The sequence below is a fragment of the Duganella dendranthematis genome (assembly GCF_012849375.1).
Classification (GTDB): Bacteria; Pseudomonadota; Gammaproteobacteria; order Burkholderiales; family Burkholderiaceae_D; genus Rugamonas; species Rugamonas dendranthematis.
Window position 1 is genome coordinate 888990 of the sequence record NZ_CP051684.1, and the last position, 22905, is coordinate 911894.

Here is a 22905-nt window from a genome sequence, read left to right on the forward strand (position 1 = left end):
TAACAGATGTACCCACACTTTCAGGATGCGGAATTGGAAAACTGGCATGATTTTGAAGTCGAGTCGCGGCGGGAGATCATCGCCCTGCTGCGCGGCATCGGCGAGAAAAATCAGTTAATCCGCATGCTCATCAAGGGCGAGGCCGATGTCTGCGTGACCTCTATTCTGGATGTCGACGAAGCGGCGCAGGCCGTCTACCTCGACTGTTCGATCGACCAGGACCAGAACCGGCGGGTGCTGGCGTCACGCCAGCTGTCGTTTGAGACCACGCTGGACAAGGTGCGCATCCTGTTTGCCGCCGAAAACGTCGAAGCCACCACCTACGAAGGCAATCCCGCCTTCAAGATTGCCATTCCCGCCACGCTGATCCGCTTGCAGCGGCGCGAGTTCTACCGCATCGGCACGCCGGTCAGCAACCCGGTGCGGGTGCTGATCGCGTTGCCGGCCGAGCTGGGTGGACCGACCAGCTTCCCGCTGGCCGACATCAGCTGCGGCGGCATCTCCATCCTCGACAACAAAATGATCCTGGGGAACGCGGTCGGCAAGGAATATCCGGATTGCCGCATCGACTTGCCGGAAGTGGGGGCGGTCGCCACCGCGCTACAGGTGCGCAATTCGCTGGACCTGACGCTGCTCAACAACAAGAGCAACCGCCGGCTGGGCTGTGAATTCCGCAACATCTCACGCGGCGCGCTGGCAACGGTGCAGCGCTACATCACCAAGCTGGAACGCGAACGCAACGCCCGCATCGCCGGCCTCAGCTAAGAAAAAAGGAGCCGTAGCTCCTTTTTTTTACACCTGCATATTCATGATGTCGTGATAGGCCGACACCAGCTTGTTGCGCACCTGCAGGGTGGCCTGGAAGTTGATACTGGCTTTTTGTTGCGCAATCATCACGTCCGACAGGCTGACCGAGTCGTCCCCCATCGCAAATTTCTTGCCCATGCCGTCCGCCTCCATCTGGCTGGCGTTGACTGCGTCCAGCGACTTTTTCAACGCGTCGCCAAAGTCGGCCTTGGGCGTGGCGGCCGGCTCCGTCTGGATTACCGGCGGCGTCAGGCTCGGCCGTGTGGCGTGGGCTTTCAGCTGCGCGATCATCGACTGAATCTGGCTGCTGTCGATTCCACCTGTTCTCATTGCTACTCCTCTTGTTACAATAGGGCAAGGCTCTATCAGTGCTGACAGAATACCAAGGGAAAGTCCACCCACCAGCATCGAGCAGGGCCGTAAAGGGTGCGCTATTCAAGGATTTGAATTTCCCCGTTACAAGTAATAATGGCGCTATTCCTTCAAGAACCCTCGTATTCGGGACCTAATCATCATGGCCGTAGCGGAAGAAATCGATAACGCCACAGCAGGCGCGCCAGACGACGGCGCCGAGAAACTGCCTTTCATCCAGACGCCGATGGGCAAGATCTTCGTGCGCGCCGCCGGCGCTGCGGCGATCGTCGCCATCCTGATCGGCCTGTGGCTGTGGAACAAACCACCCGAGTACGCGGTGCTGTTCTCCAATTACACCGACCGCGACGGCGGCGCCATCACGGCCGAGCTGGACAAGATGAACGTCAAGCACAAGTTTTCGGACAACGGCACCGCCATCCTGGTGCCGGCCGAGCAAGTGCACGACATCCGCCTGAAACTGGCCGCCCAGGGCCTGCCGAAAGGCGGCAACGTCGGCTTCGAGCTGATGGAGAATCAGAAGCTGGGCGTGTCGCAATTCCAGGAACAGGTCAATTACCAGCGCGCGCTGGAAGGCGAACTGGCGCGGTCGGTGATGTCGCTGGCGCCGGTCGAAAACGCCCGCGTCCACCTGGCGCTGCCGAAACCGTCCGTGTTCGTGCGTGACCAGCAGAAGCCGACCGCATCGGTGATCGTCACGCTGCACCCGAACCGCATGCTGGACAAGCAGCAAACCGGCGCCATCGTCCACCTGGTCGCCTCCAGCGTGCCGGAGCTGTTGCCGGCCAACGTCACCGTGGTCGACCAGGCCGGCAATCTGATTTCCGACCAGGAAAAGGCCGGCGCCGGCAACGCCAAGCTCGACGAGCAGCAGCTGAAATACGTCAAGGACATGCAAACCCAGGTGATCAAGCAGGTGGAGTCGATCATCATCCCGATCGTCGGCGACGGCAATGTGCGCGCCGAAGCGGTGGCCGATGTCGACTTCGCCCAGATCGAGCAAGCCACCGAGAACTACAAGCCGAACTCGCCGCCGGCCGCCTCCGCCATCCGCAGCCAGCAGACCAGCGAGACCAATGGCAACAACAACGCCGCCAATCCGGGCGGGATTCCGGGTGCGCTGTCGAACCAGCCGCCGGGCACCGCCACCGCGCCGCTGAACCAGACCGCCGCCGCCAACGGCCCCAACGCGCCGCCCCCGGCACGCCGCCGGGCGCGCTGCCCGCCAGCGGCGCCGCCGGTTCGCCGTCGCACAAGGAATCGACCACCAATTATGAAGTCGACAAGACTGTGCGCTACGAGCAACGCGGCATGGGCGGCCTGCGCCGCCTGACCGTGGCGGTGGTGGTCAATTTCAAGCGCATCGTCGATAAGGACGGCAAAGTCACGGTAAAAGCCTATACTCCTGAAGAGATGGCCAAGATCAATGATCTGGTCAAGCAGGCCATGGGCTACAACCAGGACCGCGGCGACGCCGTCAGCGTCGCCAACTCGCCGTTCGACGGCGTCGACAAGCCGTTCGAGCGCCCGCCTGACTGGTGGCGCGATCCGGCCAACTTGCCGATGGCCAAGGATCTGGCGAAGTTCCTGATCACCGCCCTGATTCTGCTGTACATCGTGATGCGCATTGTGCGTCCGATGATGCGCCCGGTGTTCAAGAAAATCGACGAGATCAATGCGCCCGAGCCGGAGCCGGAAGTGCCGGAAGAAGAGGTCGAGGAAGGTCCGGACGAGGCCCTCATCGCCGAAGAAGCACTGCGCAAAATGGAAGAGAGCACCGCCCGCGGCTACCGCGAAAACCTGGCCATGGCCAAGAAACTGGCGGTGGAAGACCCACGCATTGTGGCCAACGTGATTAAGGAATGGATAGGCGCCAATGACTGAGAATACCGGACTGCAAAAAGCCGCCATCCTGATGCTGGCGATGGGCGAAACCGAGGCCGCCGAGGTGATGAAATTCCTCGGCCCGCGCGAGGTGCTGAAGCTCGGCGCCGCCATGGCCACCATGAAGAACGTGCCGCACGAGGAAGTGGTCGGCACGCTCGACAATTTCCGTGACATGGTCGCGGCCGCCTCCACCGTGGGCCTGGATTCGGACGAGTACATCCGCCAGGTGCTGACCAAGGCGCTGGGCGACGACAAGGCGTCGGTGCTGCTGTCGCGGATTCTGGGCGGCAAGGACGCCTCCGGCATCGAGTCGCTGAAGTGGATGGATTCGCAATCCGTCGCCGAGCTGATCCGCAACGAACACCCGCAGATCATCGCCACCATCCTGGTCCACCTGGAGCGCGACCAGGCCTGCGAGATTCTCGGCAACTTCACCGACCGCCTGCGCAACGACGTGGTGCTGCGTATCGCCACGCTGGACGGCGTACAGCCGGCCGCGTTGCGCGAGCTGAACGACGTGCTGACCAAGCTGCTGTCGGGTAACGAGAACATCAAGAAATCGACGCTGGGCGGGGTGCGCGCGGCGGCCGAGATTCTTAACTTTATGTCCGGCGAGCAGGAAAGCTCGGTCATGGACAACATCAAGAACTACGACAACGATATGGCGCAGAAGATCATGGACGAGATGTTCGTGTTCGATAATCTGATCGATATCGACGACCGCGGCATCCAGCTGCTGCTGCGCGAAGTGCAGTCGGAAATGCTGATCGTCGCGCTCAAGGGCGCCTCGCAGGAGCTGCGCGACAAGATCTTCAAGAACATGTCGGCGCGCGCCTCGGAAATGATGCGCGAAGACCTGGAGTCCAAGGGTCCGGTGCGCCTGTCGGAAGTGGAAACCCAGCAAAAGCAAATTCTGCAAATCGTGCGCCGCCTGGCCGACGAAGGCCAGATCGTGCTCGGTGGCAAAGGTGAGGATTCCTTCGTTTAATGAGTATGCACAGCAAAGACGCGCAGCCGGCCTTCAAACGCTGGGAAATGACCTCGTTTGGCGACGAACGCCCCAGCACGGTGGCGCTGCGCGAAGCGGAACAGCGCGAGATCGACGCCGAGAACGCCCGGCTGGAAGCCGAACAGCGGGTGCACGAAGCCTTGCAGGCGCAGCAGCAGCAAATGGAAATGGGGCCGCCGCTGCCGCCGCCCATCGAATACCCCACCGTCGAGGAACTGGAAGGCATCCGCGAGGACGCCCGCAAGGATGGCTACCAGGAAGGTCATGAGGCCGGTCACGCCGACGCCATGGAAGTGGCCAAGGAAGCGCTCAAGGGTGAACTGGAGCAAGTGCGCGTTATCGCCAACAACTTTAGCACCGCACTGCAGGACGCCGACCAGCTGATCGCCAACGAGGTGCTGGAACTGGCGCTGCAACTGGCCAAAGGCATGCTGAAGAACGCCTTGCAGGTCAAGCCGGAGCTGATCCTGCCGATCGTGCGCGACGCCATCGAATACCTGCCGGTGCTGCAACAACCTGCCCTGCTGGTGCTACATCCGGACGACGCCGCCACTGTGCGCGCCGGCATCGGCGAGGAGCTGGACAAGGGCGGCTGGCGCGTGGTCGAAGACCCGTCGGTCGGCCGTGGCGGCTGCAAGGTCGATACCGCCAGCAACACCATCGACGCCACCGCCGCCGCGCGCTGGCAGCGCCTGAGCCATGCGCTCGGCAAGGAAGTGGACTGGCTGGACTGACGCCATGGACACCATCGACCGCAGCCCCGCCGGCAACACCGCCCCCGCCGCCAGCCCGCACGCCGGCCGCTGGAAATCCTACCTCAGCGATTGCGCCGCCCTGACCAGCATGGTCGAGCCGATGCAGATCTCCGGCCGCGTCACGCGCGTGGCCGGGCTGGTGATGGAAGCGGTCGGCCTGCGCCTGGCGGTGGGCGCCGCCTGCACCATTCCGCTGCCCAACGGCGGCAAGATCGAAGCCGAAGTGGTCGGCTTTGAAGGCGACAAACTCTTCCTGATGCCGCAGTCGGACGTCGAAGGCGTGGTGCCCGGCACCCGCGTCTTCCCGGTCGAGCCGGCCATTCCGAAACCGGGCAGCGTGGCCCATCCGCGCCGCCGTCCGAGCGACCGCGCGCGCCACCTGCCGGTCGGCGTCGAACTGCTGGGCCGGGTGGTCGATGCCGCCGGCCGCCCGCTGGACGGCAAGGGCCCGATCAACGCCGTCGACAGCGCGCCGATCAACACCCGCCCGGCCAATCCGCTGGGCCGCGCGCCGATTGTCGAGACGCTGGACGTCGGCGTGCGTTGCATCAACGCCATGCTGACCGTGGGACGCGGCCAGCGCATGGGCCTGTTCGCCGGCTCGGGCGTCGGTAAATCCGTGCTGCTGGGCATGATGGCGCGCTACACCGAAGCCGACATCATCGTGGTCGGGCTGATCGGCGAGCGGGGCCGCGAGGTCAAGGAATTCATCGAGCAAATTCTCGGCGAGGATGGCCTGGCGCGTTCGGTGGTCGTGGCGGCTCCGGCCGATACGCCGCCGCTGATGCGACTGCAAGGCGCGGCCTATTCCACCGCGATTGCCGAGCACTTCCGCGACAAGGGCCAGAACGTGCTGCTGATCATGGATTCGCTGACCCGCTACGCCATGGCGCAACGCGAAATCGCGCTGGCCATCGGCGAACCGCCGGCCACCAAGGGCTATCCGCCGTCGGTCTTCGCCAAGCTGCCGGTGCTGGTCGAACGCGCCGGCAATGGCGAGCTGGGCGGCGGCTCGATCACCGCCTTCTACACCGTGCTGACCGAGGGCGACGACCAGCAGGACCCGATTGCCGACTCGGCGCGGGCGATCCTGGACGGCCACATCGTGCTGAACCGCCGCCTGGCCGAAGCCGGCCACTACCCGGCCATCGATATCGAACAGTCGATCAGCCGCGCCATGCACTCGATCACCTCGCACGAGCATCAGAGCAAGGCGCGCCAGCTGAAGCAACTGTTTTCGCGCTTCGAGCGCAGCCGCGACCTGATCAGCGTCGGCGCCTACGCCGCCGGTACCGACCCGGTGCTGGATCAGGCTATCCAATTGCATGATCGGATAGAAAATTTCTTACAGCAACAAATCACGGAACAGGTCACCATGGGCGAGAGTTTGGGGCAATTGACCTCTCTATTCGACTGATTGATCTGGCTGGACGTTCCTTATAATTCTCACCATGGCCTCCAAAGCGCAACTTGAAACCCTGATGGACCTGGCACGGCGTGAAACCGACGACGCCGCCAAGCGGCTCGGTGCGTCCCTGAAAGCCGTCGACGAGGCCAAGCAAAAGCACGAAATGCTGATCGGTTTCCGCGAGGAATACATCAAGCGTTTCGAGGCAGCCCAGGCGGCCGGTATCACGCCCATGGCCTACCGCAACTTCGTGGCGTTCATCGACAAGCTGGAAGTGGCGATCAAGGGCCAGCTGGAAATGATACGGCACGCCCAGCTGCGCAGCGAGCAAGAAAAAGCGGCGTGGCAAGGCAGCGAACGCAAGCGCATGTCGTATTCCACCCTGAACGACCGGGCCGATGCGGCGGCGCTCAAGCTGGAAAACAAGCGCGACCAGAAGGCCATGGACGAACACGCGGCACGCGGGGCGTACTACAAACGATGACACGAGAGAGCGCGTAACATGCAAAGCAATAACCTCCAGATTCCCAGCCTGAATGCCAATGCAGTGGCCGCGCCCAAAGTCAACCTGAACCTGAGTGCGGGCGGCGACAACAGCGCCTTCAAGCAAGCCCTGTCGCGCGAGATCGACCAGCGCCAGGCCAATAACACCAGCAGCAACCAGCCGGCCAAGGCCGCCGAACGGCCGAACGCATCGCGCGCCTCGGCGCCGAAACAGCAAGCCGCGCCGGCCAGGCAGGCGCAATCGGAGCAGGCCGACGCGCCAGCCAATACCAATAACGAAGCCGCCGCCGCGCCAGCTGCCGCGCCGGTGCAGGAAAAAACCGCCGCCAGCGATAGCGACAGCAGTGACAAAGACAGCGCCAACAGCGACGCCCAGGCAGCGCAAGCAGCCGATCCGGTAGCCGATATGCTGGCCCTGGTCGCAGCTTTCAATCAGCCTGCCGCGCCTGTTGCCGCACCGGCCGCCACTGCGGCGGACGCTGGCGCCATTGGCGCCGGTGGTGGCAGCGCCGCCGCGCTGGCCGCCGATGCCGCTGCGGCTGCGGCCGCCCAGGCTGCCGCAAGCGCCGCTGGCGCCGCCCTGCCCGCCGATCCAGCCACCGCTGCCGATGCCGCCGCACTCGCTGCCGATGCCGCCGCGCTGCAAACCGCCCAGGACCAGGCCGCCGCTGGCGCGGCCGACTTCAAGAGCACCTTGGACAAGGCCGGCACCGCCACGCAAACCGCCGCCGACGCAGCGACCTTGGCCGCCGCTGCCGCCGTCAAAGCCGCTGCCGGCAAGGGCGACGGCACCGACAGCCTCAAACCAGTGACCGTCGCCACCACCGTAGCGGGCGATGCTGCTGACAGCACCAAGGCCGCCGCGCAGCCGGCCGACAACGCCGCCGTGGCCGATGCCGCCGCGCCAAAAACCGGCGCCGACGCCATCAACCACATCGACACCAAGGCCGCGCCGAAGACTGACGCCCAGCCGCAAGTGTCGCAAACCCAGCAGCAACAGCAGGCGGCCGCCGATCCGGCCCAGCTGGCCGCCGCGCCCAAAGCCACCGCTGCCAACGCCGAGGCCGCCGCAACGCTGAAAGAACAAGCCAGCATCACCATCGCGCCGACCGCCAGCCATGCGGCGCAGGAGATCGCCAAGGCCACCGCCACCGCCGTGCCGACCGACAAGCTCAGCAGCCGCGTCGGCAGCCAGGCCTGGGACCAGCAACTGGGCCAGAAAATCATCTTCATGGCCGCCGGCGGCGAACAGAGCGCCACCATGGAGCTGAATCCGCCAGACTTGGGTCCGCTGCAGGTGGTGTTGAGCGTCAACAAGGACCAGGCCACCGCCGCCTTCAGCTCGGCCGCGCCGGAAGTGCGTCAGGCGCTGGAAAACGCCTTGCCGAAGCTGAAGGAAATGATGAGCGACGCCGGCATCCAGCTGGGCAGCGCCACCGTCTCGTCCAGCATGTCGGACCAGAGCAACAGCAGCTTCAGCCAACAAGCCAGCTCGGCGCAGAGCGGCAACGGTGGCGGCAGCGGCCGTTCGGGTGGCAGCTATGGGCGCGATAACAACAACCAGGCCGATGCGGCCCGCAGCGCGCCGCCGGTGCGCCGCCTGCCGGCCGGTGCGGTCGATACCTTCGCCTGAGCGGGCTCGGCCACAGCGCAAACCGGGACCGGCGCTCACGCCCTCCCGGTTTTGTTGTCTGTTACACTAGGGAAATGTCAAGCAGCACCGGGAACGCCCCTCTTTTCAGCGCTTCCGTCTGCCTTGGCGCGACTGATAATGACATAATGGCGGCGTGAAACACTCCGCAACATGAAGGGCTACTTTGAAAGCGAACCCAAAAATGAAAGCCGATCAGAAAGTTGAAGCACCCGCAGGCGGTGGCAGCAAAAAACTGATCATCATCATTCTGGCCGTGGTATTGGTGCTGGGCGCCGCCGGCGGCGGTGCGGCCTGGTTCTTCCTGCACGGCAAAGCCGATGCCGAAGAGCACGACGAGGCGCCGTCCAAGAAGAAAAAATCCAAGAAGCCGGCCGGTCCGGCGATTTACGAGCCGGTCGAACCATTTACCGTCAACCTGCAACCGGGCGAAAGCGGCGCCGACCAGTATCTGCAAGTGGCGTTCTCGCTGCAGGTGGCGGACGCCGAAACCCAGGAAGAGGTCAAGAAGAACATGGCCAAGGTGCGCAGCCGCATCCTGTTGCTGCTGTCGGCCAAGCACGCCGCCGACATCAACACGCCGGAAGGCAAGATCCAGTTGGCCAAGGAAATCATCACGGCGCTGAAAGAACCGTTTGAAGACCGTGGTTCGCCGCAAGAAATCGAAGACGTATTGTTTACGTCGTTCATCATCCAGTAAGTAGAAAGTAAGCAGAGCACACCCCATGGCTGATAATTTTCTATCCCAGGAAGAAGTCGATGCCCTTTTAAAGGGCGTCAACGGCGACCAGGACGATGTCGCGGCGGCGGAAGACGTCGCGGGCGTACGCACGTACAACCTGGCCACCCAGGAACGTATCGTGCGCGGCCGGATGCCGACGCTGGAAATTATCAACGAACGCTTTGCCCGCCTGCTGCGTGTCGGCCTGTTCAACTTCCTGCGCCGCAGCGCCGAGGTCTCGGTCGGCTCGGTGCGGGTCTCCAAGTATTCCGAGTTCATCCGTAACCTGGTGGTGCCGACCAACCTGAATCTGGTGCATATGAAGCCGCTGCGCGGCACCGCGCTGATGGTGTTCGATCCGGGCCTGGTGTTCCTGCTGGTGGACAACTTGTTCGGCGGCGACGGCCGTTTCCACACCCGCGTCGAGGGCCGCGACTTTACCCAGACCGAGCAGCGCATCATTTTGCGCATCCTGGACATCGTGTTCGAGGCTTACACCAAGTCGTGGGAGCCGGTCTATCCGGTCGAGTTCGAATACATCCGCTCGGAAATGAATACCCAGTTCGCTAACATCGCCACGCCGAACGAGGTGGTGGTGGCGTCGACCTTCACGGTGGAGCTGGGCTCGGTGTCGGGCCAGATCCACTTCTGCATGCCGTACTCGATGATCGAACCGATCCGCGACTCGCTGACCTCCAGCCTGCAAGGCGAGGCGCTGGAAGTGGACAAGCGCTGGATCCGCCTGATGACGCAGCAGATCCAGATCGCCGAAGTCGAACTGGTGGCCTCGCTGGGCACGGCCAAAGTCAATTTCGACGAGATCCTGAATATGCGGGTGGGCGACATCATCCCGCTGTCGATTCCGGAATTCATCTCGGCCACCGTGGACGGCGTGCCGGTCATGGATTGCAGTTATGGCGTGATGAATGGGCAGTACGCGCTCAAGGTCGAGAAACTGCTGGCCAATGCCGATAACCTTAAATAAGCAAGTAAATAAACCCGGAGAGAATCATGTCGGACAATCAAGACGATCAACCGCTGGACGATGACGATCCATGGGGTGCGGCGATCGCCGAACAGGCGCAGGCCGAAGCGGCCGCGCTGGAAAAGCAGCAAGCCGCGTCGCAAGCGGCCAGCGCCGCCGTGTTCAAGGATTTTTCCAGCACGCCGAGCAAGACCGAAACCCATAACGATATCGACTTCATCCTCGACATCCCGGTCCAGCTGACGGTGGAGCTGGGTCGCACCAAGATCGCCATCAAGAACTTGCTGCAATTGGCGCAGGGCTCGGTGGTGGAACTGGACGGCCTGGCCGGTGAACCGATGGACGTGCTGGTCAACGGCTGCCTGATCGCCCAGGGCGAGGTGGTGGTGGTGAACGACAAGTTCGGTATCCGCCTGACCGACATCATCACGCCTTCCGAACGTATCCGAAAATTGAATAAATGAAGCACGGACTGATTTCCTCTCTGACGATCGCGGCGGCCTTGGCCGCCGCGCCTGCGATGGCCCAGCACACTGTGTCGGGCACCATCGGCGGCGCCCATGCGGCCACACCGGCCGCCGCAGCCGCCACCGCGCAAGCCTCCACCGCCGCCACCGCTGCCACGCCGGCGCCGGCGGACACTGCGCCGACGGCCGGCGGCACGGCCGCTGCGGCGGCCGACAACGCTGCCGCGGCATCTGCCCCGGCCGCACCGGCTGTCCCGCTCACGCCAGCCGCGCCTGCCCCATCCGGCGCCATGGCCATGACCATCCCGACGCCGCAACCGGCCGCGCCATCGACCGGCGGCGGCCTGCTGCAAACCTCGCTGGCGCTGATCTTCGTGATCGGCCTGATGCTCGGCCTGGCCTGGCTGACCAAACGCTTCGGCCCGCGCAACTTCGGCGGCGGCAACAGCAACATCAAGCTGGTCGGCACGCTCAGCGTCGGCACGCGCGAGCGCATCCTGGTGGTGGAAGTGGGCGAGCAATGGATCGTGGTGGGCGCCTCGCCCGGCCGCATGAACGCGCTGGCCACCATGCCGCGCCAGGAAAGCAGCGAACCGTTGCAGACGGTCGCCCTGCCGACCGCCAATTTCGCCGAATGGTTCAAACAAACGATCGACAAACGCAATGGCAAATAAGCTGTCCGGCTACATCCCGCCGCTGCTCGCGCTGACGCTGCTGGCGCTGCCGCTGGTGGCCGGCGCCGAATCCAATATCGGCATCCCGGCCCTGAACGCGACCCCGGCGCCGGGCGGCGGCACCAATTACACGCTGCCGATCCAGACCATGCTGCTGATGACGGCGCTGACCTTCATCCCGGCAGCGCTGTTGTTGATGACCAGCTTCACCCGCATCATCATCGTGCTGTCGCTGCTGCGCCAGGCGCTGGGCACCCAATCGGCGCCGCCCAACCAGGTGATGGTCGGGCTGGCACTGTTCCTGACGCTGTTCGTCATGGGCCCCACGTTCGATAAAATCTACAACGAAGCCTACCTGCCGCTGCAGGAAAACAAGCTCAACATGAGTCAGGCGCTGGACAAGGGCGCCGCGCCATTAAAAACGTTCATGCTCAAGCAAACCCGCGAGGCCGACCTGGCGCTGTTCGTCAAATTGTCGCGCAGCCCGGCCTTGCAAGGGCCGGAAGACGTGCCGCTGCGCATTCTGGTGCCGGCGTTCGTCACCAGTGAGCTGAAAACTGCGTTCCAGATCGGCTTTGCCATCTTCATTCCATTTCTGATTATCGACATGGTGGTCGCCTCTGTACTGATGTCGATGGGCATGATGATGATGTCGCCGGCAGTGATTTCGCTGCCGTTCAAGCTGATGCTGTTTGTGCTGGTGGACGGCTGGCAGTTGCTGCTCGGCTCGCTGGCCCAGAGTTTCTACTAGGAGGTCGCCATGACACCCGAAAGCGTCATGACCATGGGCAAGCACGCCATGGAAATCACCCTGATGGTGGCCGCGCCGCTGCTGCTGGTGGCGCTGGTCATCGGCCTGGTGGTCAGCATTTTCCAGGCCGCCACCCAGATCAACGAACAGACGCTGTCCTTCATTCCCAAGCTGGTCGGGGTGTTTGTGGCGCTGGTGGTGGCCGGCCCGTGGATGCTGTCCATCATGCTCGACTACATGCGCGAAGTGTTCGGCGGCATCCCCCTGCTGGTGGGATAGTCACTTTATCAATATGTAACAGTTTCCGATTTAGTAAGCACTTGATCTACAATACAAAAGATGCCGGACGGAAATGTAACAGACCCTTATGCTGACCGTCTCTTCTGCCGATATCAATATGTGGATCGCCGGCCTGTTGTGGCCGCTGTGCCGCATCATGGCGCTGATCGCCGCCTCGCCGCTGCTGGGCAATAGCGCGGTGCCGGCCAGCGTCAAGCTGAGCCTGGGGGTGATGATCGCCGCCATCGTCGCGCCGGCGGTGCCGGCCTGGCCAGCCACCGACCCGATGTCCTGGGCCGGCCTGCTGATTGTTATGCAGGAAATGTTGATCGGGCTGGCCATGGGCTTCAGCATCCGCATTATTTTTGCGGCGGTGGAGATGGCGGGGGAAATTTCCAGTTTGACCATGGGCCTGGGATTCGCCACCTTTTTCGATCCGACCACCCAGGGCCGCTCGTCGGCGATCAGCCAGTTTCTGTCGCTGGTGGCGACCATGGCCTTTTTGGCGGTCAACGGCCACCTGGTGCTGCTGTCGGCGCTGGTGGAAAGTTTTTCCACGCTGCCGGTGTCGGCCATTCCAGTCTACGGCGGCGGTTTCAAGCAGCTGGCCGACTGGGGCGGCATGATTTTCAGCGTCGGGGTGCAACTGTCGTTGCCGATCGTCGCAGCTTTACTGATTACTAACGTGGCGCTCGGCATCCTGACGCGCGCCGCGCCGCAGCTGAATTTGTTTGGCATTGGCTTCCCGATAACATTGGGCGTCGGCTTGCTGGTCATCGCCATGACGCTGCCTTACCTGGGAATGCCGATCCAGAATCTGTTTTTGGACGGGATAGAGCGCGCGCGGCTGATGCCGCGGACCTGGTCGCAGCGACCGCAAGTAGTCAAACCGGCAACCGTTCCGGTTCGGCCAGCGGTGCTGCAACCGATGGCGGAATAGCCTCATCCATTCGCATTTTGGTTTCCTTAAGGAAATTTAACGCGTATCATGGCAGCACCCTAGGGAGATCCTGTAATGACTTCGATTATCGCCAACCTCAATTCTGACCAAATCGCCGCCATCTCGACCGAGCAGATTGCAGCACTGGCCAGCGAAGACATGCAGGCCCTCACGTCTGACCAGCTGAGCTGGTTCAGCACCGACCAGGTGCGGGCGCTGACCACCCGCGCCGTGACCCAGCTGACCGCCACCACCCTGGGCGGCCTGAGCACCGACGGCATCCAGGCGCTGCGCACCACCCAGCTGACCGCGATCCCGACCGCCATCCTGTCCGGCCTGACCTCCGACCAGCTGGTGGCGCTGACCACCCAGGACATGCCGGCCCTGACCACCGGCCAGGTGAGCGCGCTGTCGGCCGCCCAGTTCGCCGCGCTGGAAACCGACGACCTGCGCGCGCTGCGCACCCAGCAGATCGCCGCTGTCAATTCCAACCAGTTGCCGGCCCTGAGCACCGACCAGTTCACCGCGCTGAGCACGCTGCAGTTGCGCGCGCTCAGCACCAGCGCCGTGACCACCATGACGTCCGACCAGGTGGCGTCGCTCAGTTCGCAGGCGCTGCAAGCGCTGCGCACCGACCAGATCAATGCCCTCAACGCCAGCCAGCTGAATACCTTGAACGTCGACCAGATCGCCTACCTGAGCACGCTCCAGGTCGCCTCGCTGGCGACCGCTTCGGTAGCGGCACTGACCGGCGACCAGGTCGCCGCGCTGGAAACCCGCGACCTGATCTGGCTGTCCAGCCAGCAGGTCCGCGCGCTCAACGGCGATCAACTGGCCTTCCTCAGCACCGACCAGCTGCATGCGCTGCGCACCAACGAAATCGCCGCCCTGCTGGCCGACCAGATCAGCGCGCTGAGCACCGACCAGCTGAATGCGCTGACCACGCTGTCGCCGCTGAACTCGGCGCAGATCGGCGGCCTGACGGTGGACCAGATCGTCGGCCTGACCACCAAGACCATCACCGCCCTCAGCAGCGAGCAACTGGCCGCGTTCAACGCCGACCAGATCGCCAGCCTCAGCACCGACCAGATCGTCGCGCTCAGCAGCCTGCAAGTGTCGACCCTGACCACCGGCATGATCAGCCAGCTGAGCACCGACCAGCTGGGGGCGCTGGAAACCCGCGACGTGCCGGCGCTGACCAGCGGCCAGCTGCGCGCCCTCACCTACGACCAATTGGTGGCGCTCACCACCGGCCAACTGGCGGCCTTGTCCAGCGCCATGCTGCCATCGCTGAGCCCGGACCAGATCAGCGTCCTCAACACCGACCAGATCGCCGCGCTGAAAAACCTGCTGCTGCTCACCACCGCGCAGTTCGCCGCGCTGACTACCGACCAGTTGGCCGGGCTGGAAACCCGCGACTTTGTGGCCCTGACCAGCGCCCAGCTGGGCGCGCTGACGGGCGACCAGATCGCCGCACTGAGCACCGACCAGGTGGTGCTGCTGACCTCAGCCCAGGTCAGCGCCCTGACCACCGCCGTGGTCGGCCAGCTCAGCGCCGCCCAGATCGCCGCGATTGAAACGCGCGACATCCGCGCCCTGACCACCGGCCAGATCGGCGCGCTGAATAGCGACCAGCTGGTGGCGCTGACCACCGATCAGATCTACGCGCTGACCACCGACGACGCCAAGGCCTTGCGCCCGGACCAACTGGCCGTGATGACCACCGCCCAGATCGTCGCGATCAAGACCATCCTGCCGCTGACCACCGCGCAGATCGCCGCGCTGACCACCGAACAGGTGGCGTCACTGGAAACCAAGACCATCGCCACCCTGACCAGCGCCCAGCTGGCCGCACTCGGCCTGGAGCAGGTGCAGGCACTGACCTCGGACCAGCTGGTGGCGCTGAGCACCACCCAGATGACCACGCTCGGCACCACGCTGCTGAGCGAACTGACGCCCGTCCAGTTGCAGGTGCTGGAAACCCGCGACGTCGCCGCGCTCGGCTCGGCGCAGATCGGCGCGCTGTCGGTCGAGCAGCTGACCGCGCTCACCACCGACCAGTTCGGCGCGCTGAGCAGCGCCGCCGAACGCGGCCTGACGGCCGACCAGATCGCCGCGCTGACCACCGAACAAATCGCCGCGCTGGCATCGCTGGCGCCATTCAGCACGCTGCAAATCCAGGCGCTGACCACGCTCCAGCTGGTGGGGCTGGAAAGCCGCGACCTGGTGGCGCTGACCAGCACCCAGCTGGCCGCGCTGACCGTCGACCAGATCCAGTCGCTGAGCGCCACCCAGATCGTCGACCTCAGCACCAACCAGTACGCCAGCATGGGCACCGACATGCTCAACACGCTGACCACCGACCAGCTGATCCTGATTGAAACCCGCGACATCGCCGCGCTGCGCAGCGCGCAAGTGGCGGCGCTGGCAACTGGTCAATTGTCGTCACTAACCACCGACCAGTTCACCGCGCTCAGCAGCGCCGCCATCGGCGCCCTCAGCACCGCGCAGATCCAGGTGCTGACCAGCGAGCAACTCAACGCCATGAGCACGCTGGCCGGCATCAGCAGCCGCCAGCTGGCGGCCTTCACCACCGACCAGATCAGCACGCTGTCGACGCGCAACCTGACGACGCTGGCCAGCAGCCAGCTGGGTGTGTTGACCTCCGACCAGGTGCAGTCGCTGACATCGGACCAGATCGTTGCCCTCAGCGGCGACCAGTTCCGCGGTCTCAGTTCGGTCGGCATCGCCGCCCTCACCCCCGACCAGCTGCATGCGATCGAAACCCGCGACATCGCCGCGCTCAGCACGCAACAGATCACCAAATTCACCACCGACCAGATCGTCGCGCTGCTGACCGAGCAGCTGGCCGCGCTCACCACCGCCGAGACCGCCGCATTGACCAGCGACCAGATCGCCACGCTGAACGACGCTCAGCTGGACGCGCTGAGCAATCTCAGCGTGCTGACCACGCTGCAAATCCGCGCCCTCACCAGCGACCAGCTCGGCGCGCTCAACACCGACGACCTGGTGACGCTGACCAGCCGCCAGTTGGCCGCCCTCAGCAGCGACCAGTTGCAGGCGCTCGGCACCGCCCAGATCGTCGCGCTCAGCACGGCGCAGGTCGCCGCACTGAGCACCGCCGCGATTACCGCGCTCAGCCTGGAAGCGATCGCCGCCATCGAAACCCGCGACATCCGCGCTATGCGGACCGCCCAGATCGCCCGCCTCAGTACCGACCAGGTGATGGCGCTGACCAGCGACCAGTTGGCCGCGTTCACCACCGCCGAAGTGCGGGCGCTGACGCCGACCCAGATCAGCGTGCTGACCACCGAGCAACTGACCGTGCTGCAACTGCTGCCGCTGGTCACCAAGCAAATCGTCGCGCTGACCAGCGACCAGATCTCGCAGATGAGCAGCAGCGACTTCGCCAAGCTGCAAACCGTGCAGCTGGCCGCGCTGTCGGCGGCCCAGGCCGGCGCCATCACCAGCGCCCAGATGGTGGCGTTGGGCACCGACCAGCTGCGCGCGCTGAGCACCGCCACACTGTCGGCGCTGGCCGATGACCGCATCGTCGCCCTCAGCAACGGCGACCTGGCGGCGCTGACCACGCGCCAGATCGCCGCGCTGACCAGCGACCAGCTGGCCGCGCTGAGCACGGCCCAGCTGCGCGCGCTGACCACCCAGGAAATCGCCGCGCTGACGGCGCTGCAATTGAGCGCGATGGTGGATGCCCAGCTCGACGCGCTGCAAACCCTCGGCGCGCTGACCACCCGCCAGTTGCAGGCGCTCAGTACCGAACAGGTGTCGCACCTGAACGTGGCCGACCTGCGCTCGCTCAGTACGCGCCAGGTATCGGCGCTCGGCAGCGACCAGGTGGCGGCGCTCAGCACCGCCCAGCTGGCTGGCCTGCTGAACGAACAGCTGCGCGCCATCAGCACGCGCGCCATCCAGGCGCTCGGCACTGAGCAGCTGACCTCGCTTAGCGGCGCCGCGCTGTCCAGCCTCAGCACGCGCCAGATCGCGTCGCTGACCACCGACCAGGTGGTGGCCCTGACCACCCAGCAGATCACCGCGCTGACCACGGCCGAAGTGGCGGCGCTGACGCCGGCGCAAAAATCCGTGCTCAGCAGCGAACAGATCGCCGCCCTGCCGTCGCTGGCCAGCTTCTCGACACTGGCCATCGCTTCGCTGACCACCGAGCAGATCGTCGCGCTGCCGTTGGCGACGCTGGCCAGCCTGACCACGCGCCAGATCGCCGCCCTGACCACCGAACAGACCAGCGTGCTGACCAGCGCCGAAATCATCGCCCTCAGCACCGGCCAGGTGCGTGCGCTGAGCACGCTGCAGTTGTCGGCGCTCAGCACCAACCAGATCCAGGCCATCGAGGTGGCCGACCTGCAAGCGCTGTCGACCAAGCAGGTCGTCGGCCTCAGCACCGACCAGATCAGCAGCCTGACGCTGAGCCAGATCGGCGGCCTCAGCACGCAAGTGATCAGCGCGCTGACCACCGCCCAGGTGCATGCGCTGAGTACCCGGCAGATGGCGGCGCTGAGCACGCTGGCGCCGCTGACCAGCAAGCAGATCGGCGCCCTCACGACCGAGCAGATCGCCAGCCTGTCGAGCATCGCCACGCTGAAGACCAACCAGATCGCCGGCCTCACCAGCGACCAGATCGGCGCGCTGACCAATAGCCAAATCGTCGCCCTTACCACCGCCCAGGTGCGCAGTCTGAGCGCCAGCGCGCTGGGCGCGCTGTCACTCAGCCAGGTGGCGGCGATTGAAGCGGTCGACATCGGCGCGCTGACCAGCAAGCAGATCACCGCTTTCACCAGCAGCCAGCTGGGGGCGCTGACGTCATCCCAGTTCGCGGCGCTGCGCACCGCCATCCTGGCCAGCCTGACCACCCGCCAGGTGGCGGCCCTGTCCAATGACCAGATCGACAGCCTGGCGTCGCTGGCGCCGCTGACCACCAACCAGGTGCGCGCGCTGACCAGCGGCCAGATCACCAGCCTGCTGCTGCCGCAGATCGGCACGCTGACCACGCGCCAGCTGCGCGCGCTCACCAGCGACCAGCTGCAAACGCTGAGCGAAGACCAGCTGGTGGCCTTGAGCACCGCGCAGATCCGCGGCCTGGGCGCCGCGCTGGCGCTGCTGACGCCGGACCAGATCGCCGAAATCGCGCTGGACGATATCGCCGCGCTGTCCACCGCGCAAGTGGTGGCGCTGAACACCGACCAGGTGGCGGCCTTGACGGTGGCCCAGCTCTCGGCCTTCACCTCGCAGGAAATCGCCGCGCTGACACCGGCCCAGCTCAGCGTGCTGAGCGATGCCCAGTTCGCCGCGCTCGGCAGCTTGGGCGGGCTCGGCACCAAGCAGATCGCCGCCATGTCGTCGGACCAGATCATCGCGCTGACGCCGGACCAGATCGCCAACCTGAAAACCAGCCAGATCGCCGCGCTCAGCAGCACCCAGATCCAGTACCTGAGCGTCACGCAGATCCCGGCCCTGACCACCGCCCAGATCCGCTCGCTGTCAAACGCCGCCATTGCCGCGCTGACGCCGGACCAGCTGGCGGCGCTGGAAGACGCCGACCTGCGCGCCTTCAGCACCCGCCAGATCACCGCCCTCGGCAGCGACCAGCTGGCGGCGCTGACGCTGGCCCAGTACGGTGTGCTGACCACCCAGGAAATCGCCGGCTTCAGCACCCGCCAGATCAGCTGGCTGGACAACACCCAGCTGGCCGCCCTGGCCACCCTGGCAGCGCTGACTAGCAGCCAGGTACGCGCCCTCGGCAGCGACCAGATCGGCGGCCTGACGGTCGACCAGCTGACCTCCTTCAAGACCAGCCAGCTGGCGGCCCTGACCGCCGCCCAGGCGGACGGCCTGAGCGCGGCGCAACTGATCGCCCTCAGCACCGGCCAGGTGCGCTCGTTGTCCAGCGCGCTGATCGCGCACCTGAGCGACGCCCAGCTGACCGCCATCGAGACCGAAGACTTTGCCGCGCTCAGCAGCACCCAGCTGCGCGCGCTGACCACCGACCAGATGGCGGTGCTGCTGACCGAGCAACTGCATGCCCTGAGCAGCGCCAACATCAACGCCTTCAGCCAGGCCCAGATCGGCGCCCTCAGCGCCGCCCAACTGGCCGCGCTGGGCAACCTGGCCGACTACACCACCACCCAGATCGCCGGCCTGTCGACCGACCGCATCATGACGCTGACGGCGGACGACCTGGCCCTGCTCAGCACGCGCCAGATCGGCGCCCTGACGTCGGTGCAGACCGGCGTGCTGGACGCCACCCAGCTGGCCGCCCTGAGCGGCGCCCAGATCGGCGCGCTCAGCATCAAGGGCCTGGCCGGCTTGACGGCCGCCCAGTTGCCGAGCATCGACGCCGACGACTTCGCTTTCTTCAAATCGGCCCAGGTGGCCGCGCTCACTACCGATCAGTTGGCCGCACTGACCAGCGACCAGTTTGCCGCCCTCAGTACCCAGGGCGTGGCGGGCCTGAAGGCCGCCGTGCTGCCGTCGCTGAGCGCCGAGCAACTGAACGCGCTGCACATCGTCGGCCTCAGCACGGCGCAGGTGCGTGCGCTGACCAGCGACCAGATCACCGGCTTGTCGTCCGACCAGATCGCCGCGCTGAAGACCAACCAGATCGCCGCCCTCAGCAATGCCCAGGCCGCGGCGCTGACCACCGAACAGATCGTCGCACTGGAAACCGGCGACCTGCTGGCAATGAATACCCGCGCGCTGCAATCGCTGAGCGTGGAGCAGATCGCCGCCATCGAAGGCCAGGACCTGGTCGCGCTGAAATCGGCGCAGATCGCCGCCCTGACTTCGGCCCAGTTCGGCGCACTGACCAACGACCAGATCAGCTTCCTCAGCACCGCCGCCATGGCCGGCCTGACCGTGGCCCAGGTGCAGAGCCTGAGTGCCGGCCAGGTGACCGGCCTGACTGGCGGCCAGCTGCGCGCCCTCAGCACCAAGGCCATCGCCGCACTCGACGCCACCCAGTTCGGCGCCATCGAGGCGGCCGACATGGCGTCGCTGACCACCGCGCAAATCGTTGCGCTGGGCACGGCCGATATCCAGATCATCAGCAACGACCAGCTGCAAGGCCTGACCTCATCGCAAGTGCGCGCGCTCAGCACCGCCCAGGTCGCCGCGCTGAGTTCCGAGCAGCTAGCCTTGCTGCCGATCGGCTGGCTGAGCACCCGCCAGCTGCCGGCGCTCAGCACCGACAACTTGAGCGGACTGGACGATAGCCAGCTGGGCAACCTCAGCACGACCCAGATCGCCTCGCTGTCGAGCAAGCAGATCGCCACGCTGACCGAGCACCAGATCCAGGCGCTGTCGGTGGCGCAATGGCGCGCCATGAGCACCGGCGCCATTCGCGCCCTCAGCAGCGAGCAGCTAGCCGCGATGGAACAGGAAGACCTGGCCGGCCTCAAGACCAACCAGTTCGCCGCGCTCAGCACCTTGCAGATCAGCCAGCTGAGCCTCGACCAGATGGGCCAGCTCAGCACCGCCGAGATCGCCGCGATGACGGCGGCGCAGCTCAAGACCCTGACCACCGACCAGCTGGCCGCACTGAACTCGCTCAATCCGCTGACCACGCTGCAATTCAGCGGCCTGACCAGCGAGCAGTTGCAATCGCTGGACGCGGCCCACATCGCCACACTGAAAACCAGCCAAGTCGCTGCGCTGACCAAGACCCAGCTGCAGATCCTGGGCACCGATCAGATCATTGCGCTGACCACCGCGCAAACACGGGCGCTGGCGCTGGCCGCGCTGGCCGGCCTGTCGACCGAACAGATCGCCTTGATGGAAGTGGAAGACGCGGCCGCCCTCAGCAGCGCCCAGCTGGCGATGCTGAACACCACCCAAGTGACGGCATTGACGCTGGACCAGTTGTCCAGCCTGAAATCGTCGCAACTGCCGGGCCTGAACGCCGCCGACCTCAAGGCGCTCAGCACCGACCAGCTGAACGCGCTGGTCACGCTGGGTACGCTGAACGACAGTCAGGTCGCGGGACTGACCGTCGAGCAGTTGGGTGCGCTGGACGACGACAGCTTCCTGTCGCTGCGCTCGGCGCAGATGGCGGCGCTCAAAGCGGCCCAGGTCGCGGCGCTGTCGACCGACCAGCTGGCCAACCTGACCACCCAGCAGGTCAGCGGCCTGACGCTGACCTACCTGACCACCGAGCAGTTCCCGCTGCTGAGCGTGACGGCCATGAGCGGCCTGACTTCGACCCAGATCAGCACGCTGAAAACCACCCAACTGAGCGTGCTGACGGCGACGCAGCTGAACGCACTGTCGACGCGCACGCTGGCGGCGCTGACGGTTAGCCAGATCAAGGGCTTGACCACCGAGCAGTTGAGCGGCATGAACACGCTGGCTGGTTTCACCACGCTGCAAATCCCGGGTCTGACCTCGGAACAGGTAGCGGCGCTGTCCGACAGCCTGTTCGACACGCTGAGCACGCGCCAGCTGTCGGCGCTGGCCACGGCCCAGGTGGCCGGCATGACCACCACGCAGATCGCCACCCTTAGCACCGCCGACCTCGGCGCGCTGTCGGTGGTGGCGCTGAACGCCTTCAATTCCGACCAGATCACCGCGCTCGACGCCACCGACATGGCGGCGCTAAAAACCGCGCAGCTGGTCGGCCTGAAGGCGGCCACGGTGGAGCTGTTCAGCGCCGACCAGTTCAAGGCGCTGACCACCGGCCAGCTGAAATCGCTGATCTCGACCCAGCTCAAAGCCATCACCACCGACCAGTTGGCGGCACTCAGCATGACCCAGGCCACCGCCTTGCTGGCCAATCCGGCCAAGGCCTCGCTGTCGACCGACCAACTGGCGGCGCTGACCGCCAGCCCGCTGGTGCTGGATCTGGATGGCCTCGGCATCAACACGCTGAACATCAACGCCGGCGTCACCTTCGACATCCGCGCCGACGGCACCAAGGTCAACACCGGCTGGGTCGGTTCCGGCGACGGTTTGCTGGCCCTGGACCGCAACGGCGACGGCCTCATCAACGACGGCAGCGAACTGTTCGGCACGGCGACCGCCAGCAGCAGCGGTGGCAAGACCAGCAACGGCTTTGCCGCGCTGGCCGACATCGACAGCAACCACGATGGCGTGATCGACAGCAAGGATGCGCAGTTCGGCAACCTGCGCGTGTGGGTGGACGCCAATGCGGACGGCGTCAGCCAGGCCGACGAACTGAAGACGCTGGCTTCGCTGAACATCGCCAGCCTGACGGTGGCGGCGCAAGGCGTGAAGAACTTCGACAACGGCAACTGGATCGGCATGGAGTCGAGCTACACCAGCACCGATGGCAGCACGCATGCGCTGGCCGACGTCTGGTTCCAGGCGGGACGCGCCAGCGATGTCAGTGCGCTGAGTTCGGCCATCAGCGGTTACCAGAACAGTAGCGCCACGAGCACGACCAGCACGCCGGCGACGAAACTGGACACGACTACTGCAAGCGGCCTCAGCAGCAGCGTGGCCGCGCTGGCCGGGGAAATGCATCACTACCAGGCCACCACCGCGCTCAGCGGCGTCACCACGGCCACCCGCGACGACGACTGGCTGCGCAAGCAGGCCAGCGCCAGCCACGGCATCCTGGCGGCCAAGTAAGCGGCAGCGACCTGCTACGGCGGGGCGCACAAACAAAAACGGCCAGCTCGCAAGCT

At 65.2% G+C, this 22905-nt stretch carries 15 protein-coding genes and 1 pseudogene; 15 read left to right on the forward strand and 1 reads right to left on the reverse strand.

Annotation, left to right across the window (positions count from 1 at the left end):
* Positions 1-6: 6 nt before the first annotated feature.
* Complete coding sequence (locus HH213_RS04215; RefSeq protein WP_169110983.1) at positions 7-765, forward strand: flagellar brake protein; 759 nt, start codon at positions 7-9, stop codon at positions 763-765.
* A 27-nt stretch (positions 766-792) separates the two neighbouring features.
* Here HH213_RS04215 and fliE read toward each other — a convergent pair whose 3' ends face one another.
* A complete protein-coding gene (gene fliE, locus HH213_RS04220; RefSeq protein ID WP_110844720.1) occupies positions 793-1137 on the reverse strand; it encodes a flagellar hook-basal body complex protein FliE in 345 nt (114 codons plus the stop codon).
* A gap of 184 nt (positions 1138-1321) precedes the next feature.
* On the opposite strand from fliE, the pseudogene fliF reads away from it, so the two are divergent.
* The 14 genes and pseudogenes from fliF (at position 1322) to HH213_RS04290 (ending at position 22849) form a co-directional block, all read left to right on the forward strand.
* Positions 1322-3063: pseudogene (gene fliF / locus HH213_RS04225) on the forward strand (flagellar basal-body MS-ring/collar protein FliF).
* Positions 3056-4054, forward strand: a complete 999-nt coding sequence (fliG, locus tag HH213_RS04230; protein WP_110844722.1) for a flagellar motor switch protein FliG — start codon at positions 3056-3058, stop codon at positions 4052-4054. Before fliF ends, fliG begins: the two are co-directional and overlap by 8 nt.
* Positions 4054-4809 carry a flagellar assembly protein FliH gene (locus tag HH213_RS04235; RefSeq protein ID WP_110844723.1) on the forward strand — a complete coding sequence of 252 codons (756 nt, stop codon included), beginning with the start codon at positions 4054-4056 and terminating at the stop codon, positions 4807-4809. The genes fliG and HH213_RS04235 overlap by 1 nt, the downstream gene beginning before the upstream one ends.
* 4 nt (positions 4810-4813) lie before the next feature.
* The gene (gene fliI, locus HH213_RS04240) at positions 4814-6247 is read left to right on the forward strand and encodes a flagellar protein export ATPase FliI (protein ID WP_169110985.1); all 1434 of its coding nucleotides are present in this window, start codon (positions 4814-4816) and stop codon (positions 6245-6247) included.
* A gap of 34 nt (positions 6248-6281) precedes the next feature.
* On the forward strand, positions 6282-6722 hold the full coding sequence (gene fliJ, locus HH213_RS04245) for a flagellar export protein FliJ (RefSeq protein ID WP_110844725.1): 441 nt from the start codon (positions 6282-6284) through the stop codon (positions 6720-6722).
* Positions 6723-6740: 18 nt separating this feature from the next.
* Positions 6741-8375 (forward strand): flagellar hook-length control protein FliK, encoded by a 1635-nt coding sequence (locus HH213_RS30520; RefSeq protein ID WP_169110987.1) that lies wholly within the window; start codon positions 6741-6743, stop codon positions 8373-8375.
* Positions 8376-8577: 202 nt separating this feature from the next.
* A complete protein-coding gene (fliL, locus tag HH213_RS04255) occupies positions 8578-9093 on the forward strand; it encodes a flagellar basal body-associated protein FliL (RefSeq protein ID WP_169110989.1) in 516 nt (171 codons plus the stop codon).
* A 25-nt stretch (positions 9094-9118) separates the two neighbouring features.
* Positions 9119-10099: a flagellar motor switch protein FliM gene (gene fliM, locus HH213_RS04260; protein ID WP_110844728.1), complete on the forward strand. Its 981-nt coding sequence runs from the start codon at positions 9119-9121 to the stop codon at positions 10097-10099.
* 26 nt (positions 10100-10125) lie between these two features.
* Positions 10126-10563: a flagellar motor switch protein FliN gene (gene fliN / locus HH213_RS04265; RefSeq protein WP_110844729.1), complete on the forward strand. Its 438-nt coding sequence runs from the start codon at positions 10126-10128 to the stop codon at positions 10561-10563.
* Complete coding sequence (gene fliO / locus HH213_RS04270) at positions 10560-11240, forward strand: flagellar biosynthetic protein FliO (protein ID WP_229263291.1); 681 nt, start codon at positions 10560-10562, stop codon at positions 11238-11240. The genes fliN and fliO overlap by 4 nt, the downstream gene beginning before the upstream one ends.
* On the forward strand, positions 11230-11991 hold the full coding sequence (gene fliP, locus HH213_RS04275; protein ID WP_110844730.1) for a flagellar type III secretion system pore protein FliP: 762 nt from the start codon (positions 11230-11232) through the stop codon (positions 11989-11991). The genes fliO and fliP overlap by 11 nt, the downstream gene beginning before the upstream one ends.
* Positions 11992-12000: 9 nt before the next feature.
* Positions 12001-12270, forward strand: a complete 270-nt coding sequence (fliQ, locus tag HH213_RS04280) for a flagellar biosynthesis protein FliQ (RefSeq protein ID WP_110844731.1) — start codon at positions 12001-12003, stop codon at positions 12268-12270.
* Positions 12271-12358: 88 nt separating this feature from the next.
* The gene (fliR, locus tag HH213_RS04285) at positions 12359-13210 is read left to right on the forward strand and encodes a flagellar biosynthetic protein FliR (protein WP_169110991.1); all 852 of its coding nucleotides are present in this window, start codon (positions 12359-12361) and stop codon (positions 13208-13210) included.
* A gap of 75 nt (positions 13211-13285) precedes the next feature.
* On the forward strand, positions 13286-22849 hold the full coding sequence (locus HH213_RS04290) for an SPM autocatalytic domain-containing protein (protein ID WP_229263296.1): 9564 nt from the start codon (positions 13286-13288) through the stop codon (positions 22847-22849).
* Positions 22850-22905: the final 56 nt, after the last annotated feature.

Coding starts and splice junctions, on each gene's coding strand:
- HH213_RS04215 (WP_169110983.1), top strand. CDS start 7: ATGTACCCACACTTTCAGGATGCGGAATTGGAAAACTGGCATGATTTT.
- fliE (WP_110844720.1), bottom strand. CDS start 1,137: ATGAGAACAGGTGGAATCGACAGCAGCCAGATTCAGTCGATGATCGCG.
- fliG (WP_110844722.1), top strand. CDS start 3,056: ATGACTGAGAATACCGGACTGCAAAAAGCCGCCATCCTGATGCTGGCG.
- HH213_RS04235 (WP_110844723.1), top strand. CDS start 4,054: ATGAGTATGCACAGCAAAGACGCGCAGCCGGCCTTCAAACGCTGGGAA.
- fliI (WP_169110985.1), top strand. CDS start 4,814: ATGGACACCATCGACCGCAGCCCCGCCGGCAACACCGCCCCCGCCGCC.
- fliJ (WP_110844725.1), top strand. CDS start 6,282: ATGGCCTCCAAAGCGCAACTTGAAACCCTGATGGACCTGGCACGGCGT.
- HH213_RS30520 (WP_169110987.1), top strand. CDS start 6,741: ATGCAAAGCAATAACCTCCAGATTCCCAGCCTGAATGCCAATGCAGTG.
- fliL (WP_169110989.1), top strand. CDS start 8,578: ATGAAAGCCGATCAGAAAGTTGAAGCACCCGCAGGCGGTGGCAGCAAA.
- fliM (WP_110844728.1), top strand. CDS start 9,119: ATGGCTGATAATTTTCTATCCCAGGAAGAAGTCGATGCCCTTTTAAAG.
- fliN (WP_110844729.1), top strand. CDS start 10,126: ATGTCGGACAATCAAGACGATCAACCGCTGGACGATGACGATCCATGG.
- fliO (WP_229263291.1), top strand. CDS start 10,560: ATGAAGCACGGACTGATTTCCTCTCTGACGATCGCGGCGGCCTTGGCC.
- fliP (WP_110844730.1), top strand. CDS start 11,230: ATGGCAAATAAGCTGTCCGGCTACATCCCGCCGCTGCTCGCGCTGACG.
- fliQ (WP_110844731.1), top strand. CDS start 12,001: ATGACACCCGAAAGCGTCATGACCATGGGCAAGCACGCCATGGAAATC.
- fliR (WP_169110991.1), top strand. CDS start 12,359: ATGCTGACCGTCTCTTCTGCCGATATCAATATGTGGATCGCCGGCCTG.
- HH213_RS04290 (WP_229263296.1), top strand. CDS start 13,286: ATGACTTCGATTATCGCCAACCTCAATTCTGACCAAATCGCCGCCATC.